Source organism: Variovorax sp. 05N34 (genome assembly GCF_056397405.1).
On record NZ_JBFTNI010000006.1, the window covers coordinates 84480 to 100947 of the forward strand.

General features: G+C 65.3%; 17 protein-coding genes. 13 read left to right on the forward strand and 4 right to left on the reverse strand.

The features are described from left to right. The 4 genes from AC1DMA_RS17445 to AC1DMA_RS17460 form a co-directional block, all read right to left on the reverse strand. Positions 1-861, reverse strand: coding sequence for an HTD2 family dehydratase (locus AC1DMA_RS17445; RefSeq protein ID WP_478144988.1), 861 nt, complete (start codon positions 859-861; stop codon positions 1-3). Between the two features lie 104 nt (positions 862-965). Further along, positions 966-1661 (reverse strand): hypothetical protein, encoded by a 696-nt coding sequence (locus tag AC1DMA_RS17450; protein WP_478144989.1) that lies wholly within the window; start codon positions 1659-1661, stop codon positions 966-968. Between the two features lie 17 nt (positions 1662-1678). Next, positions 1679-2701 (reverse strand): Gfo/Idh/MocA family protein, encoded by a 1023-nt coding sequence (locus AC1DMA_RS17455; protein WP_478144990.1) that lies wholly within the window; start codon positions 2699-2701, stop codon positions 1679-1681. A gap of 22 nt (positions 2702-2723) precedes the next feature. Then, positions 2724-3407, reverse strand: a complete 684-nt coding sequence (locus tag AC1DMA_RS17460) for a GntR family transcriptional regulator (RefSeq protein WP_478127951.1) — start codon at positions 3405-3407, stop codon at positions 2724-2726. 206 nt (positions 3408-3613) lie between these two features. Between AC1DMA_RS17460 and dctP the strand changes: the two genes are divergently transcribed. The 13 genes from dctP to AC1DMA_RS17525 all read left to right on the forward strand — a co-directional run bounded on the left by dctP (position 3614) and on the right by AC1DMA_RS17525 (position 16464). Then, entirely contained in the window at positions 3614-4600 is a 987-nt protein-coding gene (gene dctP, locus AC1DMA_RS17465; protein WP_478144991.1) for a TRAP transporter substrate-binding protein DctP, read from the forward strand. A 45-nt stretch (positions 4601-4645) separates the two neighbouring features. Further along, on the forward strand, positions 4646-5158 hold the full coding sequence (locus AC1DMA_RS17470; protein WP_478144992.1) for a TRAP transporter small permease: 513 nt from the start codon (positions 4646-4648) through the stop codon (positions 5156-5158). After that, positions 5155-6453: a TRAP transporter large permease gene (locus tag AC1DMA_RS17475; RefSeq protein WP_478127948.1), complete on the forward strand. Its 1299-nt coding sequence runs from the start codon at positions 5155-5157 to the stop codon at positions 6451-6453. The genes AC1DMA_RS17470 and AC1DMA_RS17475 overlap by 4 nt, the downstream gene beginning before the upstream one ends. A 36-nt stretch (positions 6454-6489) precedes the next feature. Then, positions 6490-6933, forward strand: a complete 444-nt coding sequence (aroQ, locus tag AC1DMA_RS17480; protein WP_478144993.1) for a type II 3-dehydroquinate dehydratase — start codon at positions 6490-6492, stop codon at positions 6931-6933. A gap of 97 nt (positions 6934-7030) precedes the next feature. Next, positions 7031-7681: a TetR/AcrR family transcriptional regulator gene (locus AC1DMA_RS17485; protein ID WP_478144994.1), complete on the forward strand. Its 651-nt coding sequence runs from the start codon at positions 7031-7033 to the stop codon at positions 7679-7681. A 128-nt stretch (positions 7682-7809) separates the two neighbouring features. Next, positions 7810-8889: an NAD-dependent epimerase/dehydratase family protein gene (locus AC1DMA_RS17490; protein ID WP_478144995.1), complete on the forward strand. Its 1080-nt coding sequence runs from the start codon at positions 7810-7812 to the stop codon at positions 8887-8889. Continuing rightward, positions 8876-9745 (forward strand): GNAT family N-acetyltransferase, encoded by an 870-nt coding sequence (locus AC1DMA_RS17495; protein ID WP_478144996.1) that lies wholly within the window; start codon positions 8876-8878, stop codon positions 9743-9745. The genes AC1DMA_RS17490 and AC1DMA_RS17495 overlap by 14 nt, the downstream gene beginning before the upstream one ends. Positions 9746-9749: 4 nt before the next feature. Further along, on the forward strand, positions 9750-10808 hold the full coding sequence (locus AC1DMA_RS17500; RefSeq protein WP_478144997.1) for a dihydrodipicolinate synthase family protein: 1059 nt from the start codon (positions 9750-9752) through the stop codon (positions 10806-10808). A gap of 22 nt (positions 10809-10830) precedes the next feature. Then, entirely contained in the window at positions 10831-11601 is a 771-nt protein-coding gene (locus AC1DMA_RS17505; RefSeq protein ID WP_478127942.1) for an ABC transporter permease, read from the forward strand. Between the two features lie 51 nt (positions 11602-11652). Beyond that, positions 11653-12690: an ABC transporter substrate-binding protein gene (locus AC1DMA_RS17510; RefSeq protein ID WP_478144998.1), complete on the forward strand. Its 1038-nt coding sequence runs from the start codon at positions 11653-11655 to the stop codon at positions 12688-12690. Between the two features lie 5 nt (positions 12691-12695). Then, positions 12696-13565, forward strand: a complete 870-nt coding sequence (locus AC1DMA_RS17515) for an ABC transporter ATP-binding protein (RefSeq protein ID WP_478127940.1) — start codon at positions 12696-12698, stop codon at positions 13563-13565. A 59-nt stretch (positions 13566-13624) separates the two neighbouring features. Beyond that, positions 13625-15046: an enolase-like domain-containing protein gene (locus tag AC1DMA_RS17520; RefSeq protein WP_478144999.1), complete on the forward strand. Its 1422-nt coding sequence runs from the start codon at positions 13625-13627 to the stop codon at positions 15044-15046. Continuing rightward, entirely contained in the window at positions 15010-16464 is a 1455-nt protein-coding gene (locus tag AC1DMA_RS17525; protein WP_478145000.1) for an amidase, read from the forward strand. The genes AC1DMA_RS17520 and AC1DMA_RS17525 overlap by 37 nt, the downstream gene beginning before the upstream one ends. The last annotated feature ends 4 nt before the right edge of the window (positions 16465-16468 follow it).

A 16468-nucleotide genomic window follows, 5' to 3' on the forward strand; every position in this document is an offset into this window, starting at 1 on the left:
TCAGCGCAGCACTGCGGTGGCGTCCATCGTCAGCCAGCCTTCGTGATCCGAGGCCCATAGACGAATCGTTTTGCCGTCGGCCTGGGGCTGGCCGCTGACTTGAAAAGCGTTCAGGTCGAAAGTCGGACGCACGGCCTTGAAGCGGAAGCTCTCCACGTCGGCATCTGGCAACTCGCGGCGGAGAAGGTCCATCAGCAGGGTCGCGATCAGCGGACCGTGCACGATCAGGCCCGGATAGCCCTCGACCTGCGTCACATACTGCCGGTCGTAGTGAATTCGGTGGCCATTGAAGGTCAGCGCCGAGTAGCGGAACAGCAGCACATCGTCCGGCACGATCTCGCGGCGCCAGGCGGCATCGGCCGGCGCCGCCTGGGGTGGTGGCACGAGATCGTTCGGAGCCTGTGCTTCGCGATAGACGATGTCGTGGAACTCCACGAGCGCCGGCTCGAGTGCGTCATTGCAACGTACCTCGTGACGCACTTTCACGAACACGAGCTTGCCGGTGCGGCCTTCCTTCGTTGTGACGTCATCGATCGTCGAGGTGCGCACCACGCGGTCGCCCACTCGAATCGGGGAGCGGAACTCGAACTGACCGCCAGCCCACATGCGCCGAGGCAGAGGAACGGGCGGAAGGAACCCGCCGCGCCTGGCATGGCCATCGGCGCCGATATCGCTCTGGCGATGCATCGGCAGGAAATAGAGCCAATGCCAAAGTGGCGGAAGCGGAGTACCCGCAATGACTGGCGTCGAGAGATGGTCGAGAGTCGCTGTCAACGCAATGACAGGCGTGGGGTAGATGCTGTCTTCGAACGTCTCTTTGCGTCCGATCCACGATCGCAGCTGGTCTCGCTGTGCGTCCACTGTTGTCTCCTTGTTGACTGCGCCAAACGGCAGCAGTTCTGGGGAGCAAGTGTGCGGCGCAGGTCAGATCAGCGGAATTGCATTGTTTGGACCTATTGATGCAATCAGCGCAATAAACCGGCGACGTCCTCGACCGTTGCCGAATGCGAGAGCGTGTAGAGACCGCTCAGTGCGCCTTCGGCCGCACCAGACGCCCGCAAGGCCGCTACACCGACATCGGCATGGACCAGCGACTCCACGACCAGCGCGTCGTAGCCAACGGCCACGAACACCCAGTCAGCCACGCGATCGGCGGAGTTGCGAATGCGCTGCTCGGTGGTTTCGGCAACGGGCGGCGTCTGATGCCGCAATAGATGGGCGCCCACGATTCCCGGCTTCTGGACCAGAACGGCAGAGAGTGTCCTAAAGAATGTGCGCAGGTCGTCAGCGCGGCCCTCCAGTGGCGAGACACGCAATGTCAACGCGTGCCGTGCGGCGCTGGCGCCCGATGACTCGAGCACGTGGCACTGGCTGCGCACCATGTTCCTGTGGTGCGGCATCATCCGCGAGGACCACGGCGATGGCGTGTTCAGATGACTGACGTAGGCGGTCGATGAAAGGACCGCGTACGACGTGAGCTCATACATGACGAAGATGCCTTCGCCCCCGACGGCACTCGTCCAACGCGATGCCCGCCGGAAGCCGGGCACGCCGAGCCGCTCGGGAAAATGTTCGTGGGAGTGCCAGTCTTCGAACTCGGATTTGATTTCGGGCGCCATGTCCCACCACATGGCCAGCGCTGCATTTCCTAGAAGCGGCATGTCTCCTGTCCCTCCGCTTATCGGTCAAGTACAACCGGAACGCCATGGCGACTGCTGGCCGCAATTGCATCGAGCGTCATCGCAATGTCGATCGATTCGGTGGGCGTGGCGCCGGTCCATTTGCTCCAGCCGAAGCGCACGAGATCGTGGAACGACTCCGCTTCTGCCAGGAAGCCTGGGAGCGCTTCGGTTTCGATCACTTCATGCGCCGCATCCCATCCATTGCCGCGCCGCACATTCACAAGCGGTGGAAATGTGGGCCCGGTATCGTTGAAGTAGGTGGTGCTGATCGAACCCGCGTCCCCGGCAATGAACGCATGCCGATGCCGCGCCGTGGTGAAACTGCACGAGATCTGCGCGAGAAGACCGTCCGGATACTCGAGCGTGGCCATTGTGCTCACGTCGACACCGGTCGCGCCCCAGCGCGACAGCGCGGACACGCGCGACGGCGCGGCACCTGCCACGGTGCGCACGAAGCTCACCGGATAGGACCCCGCATCCATCAGCGCGCCACCCGCAAGATTCGGGTCCATGCGGATGTTGGCAGCGTCCGTCAAAGGAAATCCGAACGACGCCTCGATGAGCTGGATGCGGCCGATGGCGCCTGCCGCGACGAGTTCGCGAACTTTGAGCGTTTGCGGCTGAGCCCGGTACGGATAGGCTTCGACAAGGTACACGCCATTCTTCTCGGCGGCCGCGAACATGGCCCGGGCCTGCGCCGCATTGGCAGCGAGCGGCTTCTCGCACATGACGTGTTTGCCAGCGTCGGCGGCCCGGATCGACCACTCCGCGTGCAGGTTGTTGGGAAGCGGCACGTACACCGCGTCGATGTCTGCGTCGGCGAATAGCGCGTCATAGCTTGCATGGACGCGGCCGATGCCGAGCTCGCGCGCGAAGGCGGTAGCGCGCTCCACGTCGCGGCTCGCAACGGCGGCGACCACGACCTTTGCCGAGGGCCGCACGGCTTCGACAAACAAACGTGCGATGCGTGCGGCGCCCAGAATGCCCATGCGTAGCGGGCCACCGGAAGAAGATGTCATGCGGTCCTCACAAGTATCTGTTTCAGGCGGCGTCCAGCACCGATGCCATTTGCGTGACGCAATCCTCGACATGAGTGATCAGGGCCTGTTGCGCGCGCTGCCAGTCCCTGGCGAGCGCGCTTTCGAGCAGGATCTGGTGCTCGTCGGCCGCCTCTTCCCCGCGGAAGACGGCGGCAATCATCTGATAGCGCAGATACTTGTCGCAGATCGACGCATAGGTCTGCAGCAGCAAGGCGGAGCCACATGCGGAGATGAGCGAGCCGTGAAACGCCCAGTCGTACTGGCGCCAGGTTTCCGGAGGAGAAGGCTCGTTGGCTGCCATTCTCTTTTCCATGGTTGCGAGCTTGTGATAGGCCGCGACCACGCGGCCTTCCCACTCCAGGTCGCCGCGCTGAAACGATTCCTTGATTCCGTGGCTCTCCAGAAGCAGCCGCATCGATGCCACATCGCGAAGGTCGGCTGAGGAGACCGCACTGACCTGGAAACCGCGCGCCCCTTCGGCCACGAGCAAGCCTTCGGTGGCAAGGCGGTTGAAGAGCTCGCGCAGCGTGCCGACGCTGGCGCCGTAAGCCTCTTTCATTCGCTCGAGCGGCAAACGGCGCCCCGGCGTCAACCGGCCCAGCACGATGTCCGAGCGGATGCGGCGATAGGCAATCCCGCTGGCGGTGGCACTGTCTGGGGAATCGAGGGAGAGGTCGGTCAACACGGGTCGCTCCTGGAAGGATCGAAGTTCAGCACAGGTTTCAGTTGCAGCTGCGCCGTTGGGGATCAGAGAATACCCTGATCCTCAGACGCATTGCTAATCCTCCAACGATTTCATAATATATCAATGCCGCTCCGCCGCGAACGCATCGCAGTCGAGAACGGCAACGGCTCAATGGTCGCCCTCGGGGCACATACAACGGAGACTTCATGAGTTCGACCTTTTCGCGTCGTGCGACGCTCGCAGCCGGCGCCTCGGCGTTGGCGCTGGGCGCCCTGCCCTCGGCATTCGCCCAAAACCGCACCAAGCTGCGCTTCAGTTCCGCCTTCACCGAGCAGGATCTGCGCACGGAGGCCTACAAAAATCTGGCCGCCGCCATCAAAGACGGCTACGACTTCGAGCCCTACTGGGGCAACACGCTGTTCAAGCAGGGAGCGGAACTGGTCGCGCTGCAGCGCGGCAATCTCGAGATGTGCAATCTCGCGCCAGCCGACATCAGCAAACAGATCCCGGCGTGGTCACTCATGACGTCGGCGTACCTGTTTCGCGACGTCGATCATTTGAAGAAGACGTTCAAGAGCGATGTGGGTCGCGAGTTCATCAAGATGGCGCGCGACCAGCTTGGCATCCAGGTCATCACGCCGGTGTACTTCGGTTCGCGCAACGTGAACCTCAAGCCGACCAAGGAAATCAAGACGCCTGCCGATCTCGCAGGGATCAAGCTGCGCATGCCTCCGGGCGAGTACTGGCAGTTTCTGGGCGAGTCGATCGGCGTCAATCCCACGCCGGTGGCCTACGCCGAGGTTTATACGGCGCTGCAGTCGGGCGCGATCGACGGCCARGACAACCCGCTGGTGGCGAGCCGCCTCATGAAGTTCGACGAAGTCACCACGCAGTTCGTGCTCACCGGGCATGTGCTGGGTTACGACGTGATGGTGATCACGACCAAGATCTGGGACGCGATGACGCCGGCGCAGCAGGCGAAATTCCAGGCGGCCGCGGAAAAGGCGATCGACGACTACACGGCCAAGTTCGTGGCCCAGGAAAAGGAAGTACAGGACTACTTCAAGAAGGAAGGCAAGAAGGTCTACACCCCGGACCTGGCTGCCTTCCGTACCTTCGCGCAAAAGAAATACGTCGACAAGTACGGCAGCGAGTGGCCCAAGGGCGCGCTCGAGCGCATCAACGCCCTTTGACGTCCGCATCGCCGCACTGCGCGGCGTGCGGCATCAACTCAAACAATGCTTACTCGACTTCGCACGACGGGTTCGTGGCTGCGCAGGCGCGCCAACGATGTTGCCGTGGCGCTGATGGCGCTCATGTTCGTGTCTTTTTTGCTCCAGATCGGATTTCGCTATGTCCTCAACCAGCCGTTGGGATGGACCGACGAGGTGACCGTTCTCTGCTGGTTGTGGGCCGTGCTCTGGTGCGCGGCTTTCGTTCTCTCTGACCAGGACGAGATCCGCTTCGACATCGTCTATGGGGTGGTCTCTCCGGGTACCCAGCGGGCCTTTACGGCGGTGTCCAGCATCGCCATCGCCGTGCTCTTCGTCATATCGCTGCCTGCCACCTGGAACTACGTGACCTTCATGAGGCGCGAGCACACCGCCTACCTGCACATGCGATTCGACATCCTCTACGCCGTCTACGTGATCTTCTCGCTGGCCATCATCTTCAAGCACATCCGGCTTGCCTGGCGGGCCATCAAGGGCGCGCCACCTGAAGCCGGCAGCATGTCGGACAGCGCGGCATGAGCATGCCCAGCCACTTCACCCTGTGCATCATCGTCCTCGTCATGCTGGCCATCCTCGGCCTGCCGATCGGGCTTTCGATGATCGGCGCCTCGATCTTCTACCTCGTCCTTGCGGGGCTCGATCTCGGCACCGCTGCCGAGCAGATCCTCAACGGGCTCTTCAACAGCTATGTGCTGCTGGCGGTTCCCTTGTTCATTCTCGCGGCCGAGCTCATGAACAGCGGCAGCCTGACGGACAGGCTGCTCAAGTTCTGCCTCCTGCTCGTGGGACGATTTCGAGGCGGCCTCGGCCACGTCAACGTGGTGGCCAACATCATCTTCGCCGGGATGTCCGGCTCGGCAATTGCCGACGCCGTGGGCATCGGCAAGGTGATCATCGGCATGATGACGCGCAACGGCTATCCGGTCGCCTATGCGGGCGCCATTACCGCGTCGGCAGCGGTCATCGGTCCGATCATTCCGCCTTCGATTCCGATGGTGATCTATGCGCTGGTGTCGGACACATCCATCGGCTATCTCTTCCTGGGCGGGGTCGTCCCGGGGCTTCTGCTGGGCCTGGTCTTCATGATCACCAACGCCTTCATTGCCAGGCGCCGCAACTACCCTGTCGAGCCGCCTGTGCCGATGCGCGAGATTCCGCGCATCACCCTTGACGCGTTGCCTGCATTGATGTTGCCCGTGGTGCTGCTGTTCGGCATCTACGGCGGCGTCATGACGCCGACCGAAGGCGCCGCGGCCGCGGCTGCCTACGCACTACTCGCATCCGCGATCATCTATCGCTCGATGACATGGCGGCAGCTGTACAACGTGTTGCTCGGGAGCGCCCGGTCGACCACCTCGGTCGGCATGCTGATTGCCGGGGCCTTGGTCTTCAACTACGTGGTCACGATCGAGCAAGTTCCACTGTCGGTGCAGCAGTTCATCAGCGCCTTCCACCTGACGCCGCTCGTCTATCTGCTGCTGGTGAATGCAATCCTGTTGGCGCTGGGCTGCCTGCTCGAGGGTTCCACCATCCTGCTCATCATCGTGCCGATATTGATTCCGGCGGCGAAGGCACTCGGTATCGATCCTGTGCACTTCGGCGTGGTCGTGGTGGTCAACATCATGCTCGGCCTGCTGACCCCGCCGTTCGGCTTGCTGTTATTTGTCGTGGCCAACATGACCAAGCAGCCGCTGATGGTCGTGGTGCGTGAGGCTGCGCCCTTCATCGGCATGGCCATCGTCGTGCTGGCGATCCTCACGCTCGTCCCCGAAACGGTACTGTGGCTCCCGCGCCTGATGGGCTACAAGGGGTAGGCCTGTCTCCCTGTCTGCGTCGAAAGCGTACTCACCATGACGAAACCGCTCTTCATCCTGAATGGTCCGAATCTCAACCGTCTCGGCAAGCGCGAGCCCGCGATCTATGGCAAGACCACGCTCGCGGAGATCGAAGCCATGTGCCGCGACGAAGCCGGGGCGGTCCCGGTGGTGTTCCACCAGTCCAACAGCGAGACGCAGTTGATCGACTGGATTCACGAAGCCATCGACACGGCCAGCGGAATCATCATCAACCCGGCGGCCTATTCGTTCACTTCGATGGCCATCATGGACGCGCTCAAGATGTTTCCGGGTCCGATCATCGAGGTCCATCTGTCCAACATCCATCGCCGCGAAGAGATGTACCACCACTCCTACATGTCCGCAGTGGCAACGGCCGTGATCGCCGGCCTCGGCCCCGGTGGATATCGCGCTGCCATCAAGGCGATATTGGAGATGCTCGACGGAGCGACGACCTGATCGACAGGTCAGCCGGTTTTTGGACCGGCGGCGCAATGGCGCGCTTTGTTGGCCCGCGCGCGGATAATCCGCGCACTTCGATCCGACCTGACAGCCGATGCCCCCTCGCCGCGCCGCTCCCACCTCCGACCAGGCCGAATCCGATTCGAGCGCGGCACGCACGGCCATCCTCGTCGCGGCACGCAGCGAGTTCGCCGCCAAGGGGCTCGCAGGGGCCCGTGTCAATGAGATCGCGGCGCGCGCGGGCGTCAACAAGCAGCTCATCTACTACTACTTCGGAAGCAAGGAAGACCTCTATCGAACGGCACTGGAAGTGGTCTACACCGAGATCCGTTCGCTCGAACGCGAGCTGAATCTCGGCGATATGAAGCCGGCCGAGGCGATGGCGGCACTGATCGGCTTTTCGTTCGACTACCTGGCGCGGCATCCCGATTTCATCGGCCTGCTGAACCACGAGAACGCCCACGGCGCGCGGCACGTGCGCGACTCGCGCGCCATTCGCGAGACCAACTCGCCGCTGATCGCCTTGATCGCCCAGACGCTCAAGCGCGGTATCGCCGCCAAGGTGTTCCGGCGCGGCGTGGACCCGGTCGAGCTGTACATCTCCGTCGCGGGCATGTCGTACTTCTACTTCTCGAACCGGCTCACGCTGTCGTCCATCTTCGCGCGCGACCTCGGCGATGCAAAGGCCGTGGACGGATACCGGCGCCACGTGGTGTCCTTCGCCATGGCCGGACTGCGCGCCTAGCGAACGCATCCGGCGCGAGGCGATCGACTCGTCGACTCATCGTCTTCCCTGAGATTTCAACCAAACGGTTGACACGACCTCGCGCGCCTCCTAAGCTGCAACGCGTTTGAAGTCCGAGGTCGTATCCCATGCAGACATCGTCATTGCCAAGCCCGTCCGGCAGCACCGCTTCGCTGCTCGATCCCACCGCCCTGCCAGAGCGCTTCGAATCCGTCGACGCGCTCGACGAGTTCCTGGCGCGACCGAGCCAGGCGCTGGTCGACGACCTTGCGCAGGTCGAGGGCGACCTGATGATCCTCGGCGTGGCCGGCAAGATGGGCCCCACGCTCGCGCGCCTCGCGAAGAATGCCGCGCCGCACAAGCGCGTGATCGGCGTCGCGCGCTTCAGCGACCCGGCCGTGCGCGATCGCCTGGAAGGCTGGAGCATCGAGACGATCGCCTGCGACCTGCTCGACCGTTCGGCCATCGAAGCCTTGCCGCGCGTGTCGAACATCGTCTTCGCTGCCGGTCACAAGTTCGGGTCCAAGGACAACCAGTCACTCACCTGGGCCATGAACACGCACGTGCCGGCCCTGGTGGCCGACACCTTCCGCGAAGCCCGCATCGTGAGCTTCTCGACCGGCAACATCTATCCGCTGACACCGCTGGGACAGCAAGGCGCGAGCGAGCGCACTCCGCCCGCACCACTGGGCGACTATGCCCAGTCCTGCATCGGCCGGGAGCGCATGTTCGAGTACTTCAGCATCCGGCATGGCACGCCGGGGCGCATCTTCAGGCTCAACTACGCGATCGATATGCGCTATGGCGTGCTGTTCGACATCGCGTCGAAGGTGCATCGCCGCGTGCCGGTCGACGTCAGCATGGGCTATGTGAACGTCATCTGGCAGGGCGACGCCAATGCGCAGGTGCTGCGCCTGCTGCGCCACTGCACGGTGCCGCCCTCCCCCATCAACTGCACGGGCCCCGAGACGATTTCCGTGCGATGGCTCGCGAACGAGTTCGCGGCAAGGCTCGGCGTCGACGTGCACATCACCGGGCAGGAGGCTCCGACGGCGCTTCTTTCCGACACCACCGAAGCCAGTCGGCTGTTCGGCTATCCGCTCGTGCCGCTCGGCGCCATGCTCGATTGGGTGGCCGACTGGGTGCGCAACGAGCGCGAGAGCTTCAACAAGCCGACCAAGTTCGAGGTGCGGGATGGCACCTTCTGAGTCGCTGACGCAAGTCAGGCTCGACTCGGCCGACGTTCTGGCGGGCATGGCCCTGTCGGATGCGTCCGGCTGGAACCAGACCGCGGACGACTGGCAGCTGTTCGTTCAGCACGGCAAGGCGCTCGGATGGCGCACGGCCGACAGCCAGCTCGTCGCGACGGCCGCCGCTCTGGGCTATGGGCGGCTGGGCTGGATCTCGATGGTGCTGGTGGCAAAGGAATGGCGACATCGCGGTCTCGCCACGCACCTGCTCGGGGCCTGCATCGACCACTTGCAGCACGAAGGCATCACTCCGGTGCTCGACGCGACGCCAGCGGGCGAGCCGGTCTACCGGCGGCTCGGCTTCCAGTCGGGCTTCGACATCGAGCGATGGGAGGGCGAGGTCGTGGCCCTGCCCAGTGCGCGCCACGATGAGCGCGTTCGCCCGGCCGATGCCGGTGACGTCGACACCATCATCGCACTCGATACAGCCGCCTCGGGCTTGGAACGCCGTACGGTGCTTGGCAACTTCCTGCAACGCAACGGCACCCGCGCGTGGATGTTGCTCGATGACGCCCGCGGAGCAATTGGATTCGTGATCGCCCGCCGCGGCCGCAGCGCCTTCCAGATCGGCCCCCTGGTCGCGCAGACGATGGACCAGGCCGCGGCCTTGCTCGACGCTGCCTTCGCACATTGCAATGGCCGCGTCTTCCTCGACCTCCCTTCACGCTGGACGGCCTTGGCCGATGACCTGCGCGCACGCGGCTTGCGCGTCCAGCGTCCCTTCGTGCGCATGGCGCTCGCGTCGACGCTGCCGGACGGCATCGCGTGCGTCGACGATCGGTCGTTCGTGATCGCCGGCCCCGAGTTCGGATAAATCCATGAAGCCATTCACCCCCGACATCCGCCAGTTGCTTCAACGCGGACTGGCGATCCCGGCGCATCCGCTGGCACTCGACGCGCGCCGCGCGCTCGATGCGCGCCGGCAGCGTGCGCTGACGCGCTATTACCTCGACGCCGGTGCAGGCGGGCTCGCGGTCGGCGTGCACACGACGCAGTTCGCCATCCGTGAGGTTGGCCTCTACGAAGAGGTGCTTCGGCTCGCTGCCGAATCCGCGCGCGCCTGGATCGAACCCGGACGCGAACTCGCGATGGTGGCCGGCGTTTGCGGACGTACCGCCCAGGCATCGCGTGAAGCCCGGCTCGCGCGAGACCTTGGCTACCAGGCCGGCCTGCTGAGTCTCGCGGCGCTCAAGGGCGAAAGCGAAGACACGCTGATCGAACATTGCGAAGCCGTCGCCGAGCAGATCCCGCTGATCGGCTTCTATCTGCAGCCGGCTGTCGGCGGCATGGACCTGAGCGCCGCCTTCTGGGCGCGCTTCGCGGCGATCGAGAACGTGGTCGCCATCAAGGTCGCGCCCTTCAACCGCTACCGCACGCTCGACGTGGTCCGAGGCGTCGTCGATGCCCGCGCCGAGTCGCGCGTCACGCTCTACACGGGCAACGACGATCACATCGTGCTTGATCTCGTGACGCCTTTTACCGTGATGCGCGACGGGGCGCCGGTGACGGTGCGCTTCCGCGGCGGGCTGCTCGGCCACTGGTCCGTGTGGACCTCCGGCGCCGTGAAGCTGCTGGCCGAATGCCAAGCGGCCGTCGACCAGGGACGTCCCGTGGATGCAAGAATGCTCGCGCTCGACAGCCGCGTCACCGACTGCAACAGCGCCTTCTTCGACGTCGCGCACAACTTCCACGGCTGCATCGCCGGTTGCCACGAGGTGCTGCGCCGGCAAGGCCTGCTCGAAGGCATCTGGTGCCTCGATCCGAACGAGGGACTGAGCCCCGGGCAGCGGGAGGAGATCGACCGGGTGCTGGCGATGCACGCCGATCTGGCCGACGACGAGTTCATCGCGGCCCACCTGGACCGATGGCTGGCCTGAAAGATGCACGAGTCCCCCTGACATGAACCGATTCGGCAAGACCCTCCTGCACTACCTGCCCGCTTTCGGGCTGTTCGCGGCCTTCATCGTGCTCTGGCAATTGGCGGTGTCGGTGTTCGGCATTCGCGAATACCTGCTGCCGAGCCCGCTCGCGGTGCTCCAGGCGATGACCAGCGGCGACATCCCCTGGCTCAGCCACACGTGGATCACCGCGATCGAGATCCTCGGTGCCTTCCTGCTGGCGGGCCTCTCCGGCGTGCTGCTCGGAATGGCGATCGCATGGTCGGCCGGCATCTCGCGCGCGCTCACGCCCTTCCTGGTCTTCGTGAACACACTGCCCAAGGTGGCCATCGCGCCCCTGTTCCTGATGTGGCTCGGCTACGGCATCTTGCCGAACATGCTCATCGGCGCGCTCATCGGCTTCTTTCCGGTGGTCATCAACACGGCCGTCGGCCTCACGCAGATCGACCAGGACCTCGTGGACCTGGGCCGCGTCTTCAGCGCGCCCAAGTGGAAGGTGTTCCTCAAGATCCGCATCCCCAATGCCTACCCCTACATCCTGAGCGCTCTCAAGGTGACAGCGACTTCGGCGGTCGTCGGCGCGATCGTGGGCGAGTTCGTCGCTTCGCAGCGCGGACTGGGCTACGTGATCATCACCACGCAGAGCAGCATGAACACGCCGGCCGCCTTCGCCGCGCTGGTGTGGATCTCGATTCTCGGCCTCCTCCTCTACGGCCTCGTCGCAGTGCTGTCCCGCCTGCTCGCGCCCTGGGCCGAGGACAAGCCCGCCTGATCCATGCCTGCCCGTCTTTCATCATCGTCACGACATCGAAAGGAAGCCACCATGACCTCCCGGATCGCCGTTCCCCTCGCCGCCGCCTGCGCGGCGCTCGTCACCCTGCTGGCAGCGCCCGCCTTTGCGCAGACGCAGCCGCAGACGCAGCCGCTCGAGAAGTTCACCTTCGCGCTCAACTGGTTCGCCGTGGGCGATCACGCGGCCTACTGGGTGGCGCTCGACAAGGGCTACTACGCGCAGCGCGGTCTCGATGTGAAGATCGAAGCGTCCAAGGGTTCGGGCGATTCGATCGCCAAGGTCGACACCGGCCGCGCCGATGCCGGCCTTGCCGACGCCGTGCCGATCATCTCGGCGGTGTCGCGAGGTGCCAAGGTGAAGATCGTCGGCATGGTGTTCGACAAGACGCCGATGACCTTCTTCAGCCGCATCGACACGCCGCTGCTCAAGCCCGCCGACCTGGAAGGCAAGACCCTCGGCGCTCCGGCCGGCGACAGCCAGCGCCTTGCCTTCCCGGCTTTTGCGCGGCTCAACAAGATCGATCCGAGCAAGGTCAGCTGGGTGAATATCGAGCCGACCGCCAAGCAGGCGGCGATCGCGGAAAAGCGCGTGGATGGCGTGGCCGACTACACCACCGGCCTGCCCTTCTACGACAAGGCGATGGGCGGGCCGGGCAAGGTCGCACGCCTGGCCTGGTCGGACTACGGCTTCGATCTCTACGCGATGGCGATCATGGCGGGCGAGAAGACGATGGCCGACAAGCCCAAGCAGCTCAAGGCCTTTCTCGAAGCGTCGTACATGGGCTGGCGCGACGTGATGGCGAACCCCAAGGAAGCGCTCGAGATCTACAAGAAGCGGGTGCCTGAAATCGACCCCGGCATCATCGAGGCGAACATGCTCCTCGGCTTCGAGCTGATGCGCACGCGAACCTATGCGGACTCGGGCATCGGCTTCATCGACGAGAAGAAGATGTGCGGCTCGACCGACATCGTCAACACCTACATGGGCCTGCCGAAGAAGGTCGACTGCAAGGCGGTCTACACCACCGATTACTTCACCAAGGTGGCCATGCCGCTGTCCGTGAAGTGAGGCACATGGCCGAAGCAGCCGAAGGCATGGCCGCCGCGAACCTCGCCCATGCGCCCGCAACCCGGCCCCTCATCGAGGTCGATCGTGCGGGCATGGTCTACCCCGCCGAGAGCGGCCCGGTGGAAGCCCTGCGCGACATTTCGCTCACCATCCACGAGGGTGAGTTCGTCGCACTCGTGGGGCCGAGCGGCTGCGGCAAATCGACGCTGATGCGGGCGATCGCGGGGCTGCGGCCGCTCACGAGCGGCGCGATCCGCGTCGACGGCACCGTCGTCGAGCGGCCGATCCCGAAGGTCGGCATGGTGTTTCAGGCTGCGCTGCTGCTCAAGTGGCGCTCGGTGCTCGACAACGTGCTGTTGCCCGCCGAACTCTCGGGGCTCGATACCGGCAAGTACCGCGACCGGGCGCATCAGCTGCTCAAGCTCGTGGGGCTGGGCGACTTCGCTGCCAAACGGCCAGGCGAGCTTTCCGGGGGCATGCAGCAACGCGCGTCGCTATGCCGTGCGCTGATCCTCGACCCGCCGATCCTGCTGATGGACGAGCCCTTCGGCGCGCTGGATGCGATGACGCGCGACGACATGAACCTCGAACTGCTGCGCATCTGGGGCGAGGACCAGGCCGCGCACCACGGCAAGCGCAAGACGATCGTCTTCGTGACGCATTCGATTCCCGAAGCGGTGTTCCTTGCGGATCGCGTCGTCGTCATGTCACCGCGCCCCGGGCGCGTCGCCAACGTGCATGCCGTTCCGATCGCGCGTCCCCGCACCGCCGAGTCGCGTGCTTCCAGCGAGATGGGACGGCTCTCGTTCGAGATCTACACGGAGCTGTCGGGCAGCGCCGGGCGCGGCGATACGCGCGCCGGCCCGCACTGGTAGCGCGCGCGGTGAACGCCATGCACCCTGCCGCGCCCCGGCTCCACGTTGTGGCGGTCGACATGTTCGAATCGCCATACCGGCTGCGCATGCCGTTCCGCTTCGGCGTCATCACCGTGACCGAAGGCCGGCAGGCCATCGTGCGTGTGCGCGTGCGCCACGCCGATGGCCGCGAGGGCGTGGGCTACGCCGCCGAGGCCCTGTCTGCGAAGTGGTTCGACAAGGACCCGCGCCTGTCGGACAGCGACAACCAGCACCAGTTGCGCCGGGCACTCGAACTCGCGCGCGACGCGTACCTTGCGGCCGGGCCTTCGACGGCGTTCGGTCTGTTCGCGCATCACTACCGTCCGCTACTCGACGCTGGCGCTTCGCAAGCACTGCCGGCTCTGGTCACCAGCTACGGCCCCGCGCTGCTCGACCGAGCGGTGCTCGATGCGCTCTGCCGCATCGAAGGCCTGAGTTTCTGGCGCGCAATGCAGGTCAACCTGCCGGGCATGGAAACGCAAGCGGTCGCGCCCGATCTTGGCGACTTCGCGCTGCCGTCGTTCCTTCGCGAACTGCAGCCGGCGACCTCGCTGCATGTGCGACACACGGTGGGCCTGCTCGATCCGATCGTCGCGGCCGACCAGCTCCCCGGCAGCCGCGTCGACGATGGCTTGCCCGAGACGCTGCAAGAAGTGGTCGCGCGGCATCGCCATCGCTATTTCAAGCTCAAGGTGTCCGGCCAGCTCGACGCCGACCTCGATCGGCTTCGACGCATCGCATCGGTGCTCGACACGGTGCCCGGCGAACTGCAGGTCACGCTCGACGGCAACGAGCAGTACCCCGATGCCGATGCGGCCGCAGAGCTATGGCGGGCCATGGCGAGCGAGCCGGCGCTCGAACGACTGTGCGCCGCGACGCTCTTCGTTGAGCAACCCATCGCACGGCAGGCCGCGCTGTCGGCACCGGTGGCCCCGCTGGCGCGCTACAAGCCAGTCCTCATCGACGAATCGGACGGCGACCTCGATGCCTTCCCGCTAGCGCGCGAGCTCGGCTACCGGGGCGTATCGACCAAAGCCTGCAAGGGCTTCTACAAGTCGGTGCTCAACCTCGCTCGCTGCCGCGCCTGGAACGCGGCGAACGGCGAACGCTACTTCATGTCGGCTGAAGACCTGACCACGCAACCGGGCGTGTCGCTCCAGCAGGACCTGGCGCTCGTGAGCCTGCTCGGAATCGCGCATGTGGAGCGCAACGCGCATCACTTTCTCGATGGCTTTGCGGGGCGCCCGAACGCCGAGGCGGCGGCATTCCTGCGGGTACACCCCGACCTCTATCACACCGAGAACGGCCGCGTGCGTCTGCGCATTCATGAGGGCCAGGTGTCGATCGGGTCGCTCGCATGCACCGGATTCGCAGCGGCCGCCGACATGGACCTTTCCGCCACCGAAGCGATGCCGAGCGCGCAATGGCCGCCGCCCGCCGCGAACCTGCCCACGCCATGATCGACTACGAATCCCACGACGGACTCTCGCTCGCCGCGCTCGTGCGGCAGGGCGACATCAGTGCCCAGGACCTGCTCGATGCGGCCCTCGCGCGCATCGACGCGCGCAATCCGGCGCTCAACGCCATCGTGACGCCGCTGTACGACGCGGCGCGCACTGCCATCACGGCGGGATTGCCGGACGGCCCTTTCCGCGGCGTGCCGATGCTCGTCAAGGAACTCGTTGCCTCGGTCGCGGGCACGGCGACCAGCGCGAGCTCGCAGCTCTATGCGCAGAACATCGCGGCGGCCGACAGCGAGATCGTGGCGCGCATGCGCCGCGCGGGAATGGTCATCATCGGCAAGACCAATTCGCCCGAGTTCGGCCTTTCGCCGATGACGGAATCCCAACTCTATGGCGTGACGCGCAACCCCTGGCGGCTGGACCTGTCGCCCGGCGGCTCCAGTGGCGGTTCGGCCGCGGCCGTAGCAGCCGGCATGGTGCCAATCGCGCACGCGACCGATGGCGGTGGTTCGATCCGCATTCCGGCGTCGTGCTGCGGGCTGTTCGGCCTCAAGCCCACGCGCGCGCGCATCACGGCCGGACCGGAGGGCGGCGAAGGGCTCAACGGGTTGGCCCATCAGCACGTGGTGAGCCGCAGCGTGCGCGACAGCGCCGCCATGCTCGATGCGCTCGCCGGGCCAATGGCGGGCGACCCGTACGCGGCGGCGCCGCCGCCTCGCCGTTTTCTCGACAGCGCCAGCCAACCCCCGGGCAGGCTGCGCATCGCGTTCGCAGTACGGGCTCCCACGGGAGTGCCCGTCGACGCCGAATGCGTAGCAGCGGTGCAGGACGCGGCGAAGCTGTGCGAATCGCTCGGCCATCACGTCGAGGAAGCCTCGCCCGACTACGACGCCGAGGCCGTCGAGAACGGCTTCCGAATGGTGTTCGCCGTCAACACGATGGCCAACATCGCCCGAGCCACCGGCGGCTCGATGCCGTCGCCAGGATCTGTCGAGCCCCTCACCGCGGCACTCGCCGAAGAAGGTCGACGCTTCAGCGCGAGCGACTACGTGCTCAACCTGCAGATGCTGCATCGGCAGTCGCGGCGCATCGCCGGCTTTCACGATCGCTTCGATGTCTGGCTCACACCCACACTGGCGCAAACGCCGCGGCCGATCGGCTGGTTCGATACCGCATCGGGCGACGTGGCCGCCTGGATGGCAAGGATGGTCGCCTACCTTCCCTTCACCTATCCGTTCAACGTGACGGGGCAGCCCGCGGCTTCAGTCCCGCTGTACTGGACCCACGACCAGATACCGATCGGATGCCAGATCGCGGGGCGCTATGGCGACGAGGGTCTGCTGTTCAGCCTGGCCGCGCAACTCGAAGAGGCGCGGCCCTGGGCGCATCGGCGACCGGCAATGGCACACGTGTGAGTGC

What these genes read in the sequence shown, in the direction of transcription:
- AC1DMA_RS17450 (WP_478144989.1), bottom strand. Translation starts at nt 1,661, where the DNA reads ATGCCGCTTCTAGGAAATGCAGCGCTGGCCATGTGGTGGGACATGGCG.
- AC1DMA_RS17455 (WP_478144990.1), bottom strand. Translation starts at nt 2,701, where the DNA reads ATGACATCTTCTTCCGGTGGCCCGCTACGCATGGGCATTCTGGGCGCC.
- AC1DMA_RS17470 (WP_478144992.1), top strand. Translation starts at nt 4,646, where the DNA reads ATGCTTACTCGACTTCGCACGACGGGTTCGTGGCTGCGCAGGCGCGCC.
- AC1DMA_RS17475 (WP_478127948.1), top strand. Translation starts at nt 5,155, where the DNA reads ATGAGCATGCCCAGCCACTTCACCCTGTGCATCATCGTCCTCGTCATG.
- aroQ (WP_478144993.1), top strand. Translation starts at nt 6,490, where the DNA reads ATGACGAAACCGCTCTTCATCCTGAATGGTCCGAATCTCAACCGTCTC.
- AC1DMA_RS17485 (WP_478144994.1), top strand. Translation starts at nt 7,031, where the DNA reads ATGCCCCCTCGCCGCGCCGCTCCCACCTCCGACCAGGCCGAATCCGAT.
- AC1DMA_RS17490 (WP_478144995.1), top strand. Translation starts at nt 7,810, where the DNA reads ATGCAGACATCGTCATTGCCAAGCCCGTCCGGCAGCACCGCTTCGCTG.
- AC1DMA_RS17495 (WP_478144996.1), top strand. Translation starts at nt 8,876, where the DNA reads ATGGCACCTTCTGAGTCGCTGACGCAAGTCAGGCTCGACTCGGCCGAC.
- AC1DMA_RS17500 (WP_478144997.1), top strand. Translation starts at nt 9,750, where the DNA reads ATGAAGCCATTCACCCCCGACATCCGCCAGTTGCTTCAACGCGGACTG.
- AC1DMA_RS17505 (WP_478127942.1), top strand. Translation starts at nt 10,831, where the DNA reads ATGAACCGATTCGGCAAGACCCTCCTGCACTACCTGCCCGCTTTCGGG.
- AC1DMA_RS17510 (WP_478144998.1), top strand. Translation starts at nt 11,653, where the DNA reads ATGACCTCCCGGATCGCCGTTCCCCTCGCCGCCGCCTGCGCGGCGCTC.
- AC1DMA_RS17515 (WP_478127940.1), top strand. Translation starts at nt 12,696, where the DNA reads ATGGCCGAAGCAGCCGAAGGCATGGCCGCCGCGAACCTCGCCCATGCG.
- AC1DMA_RS17520 (WP_478144999.1), top strand. Translation starts at nt 13,625, where the DNA reads ATGTTCGAATCGCCATACCGGCTGCGCATGCCGTTCCGCTTCGGCGTC.
- AC1DMA_RS17525 (WP_478145000.1), top strand. Translation starts at nt 15,010, where the DNA reads ATGGCCGCCGCCCGCCGCGAACCTGCCCACGCCATGATCGACTACGAA.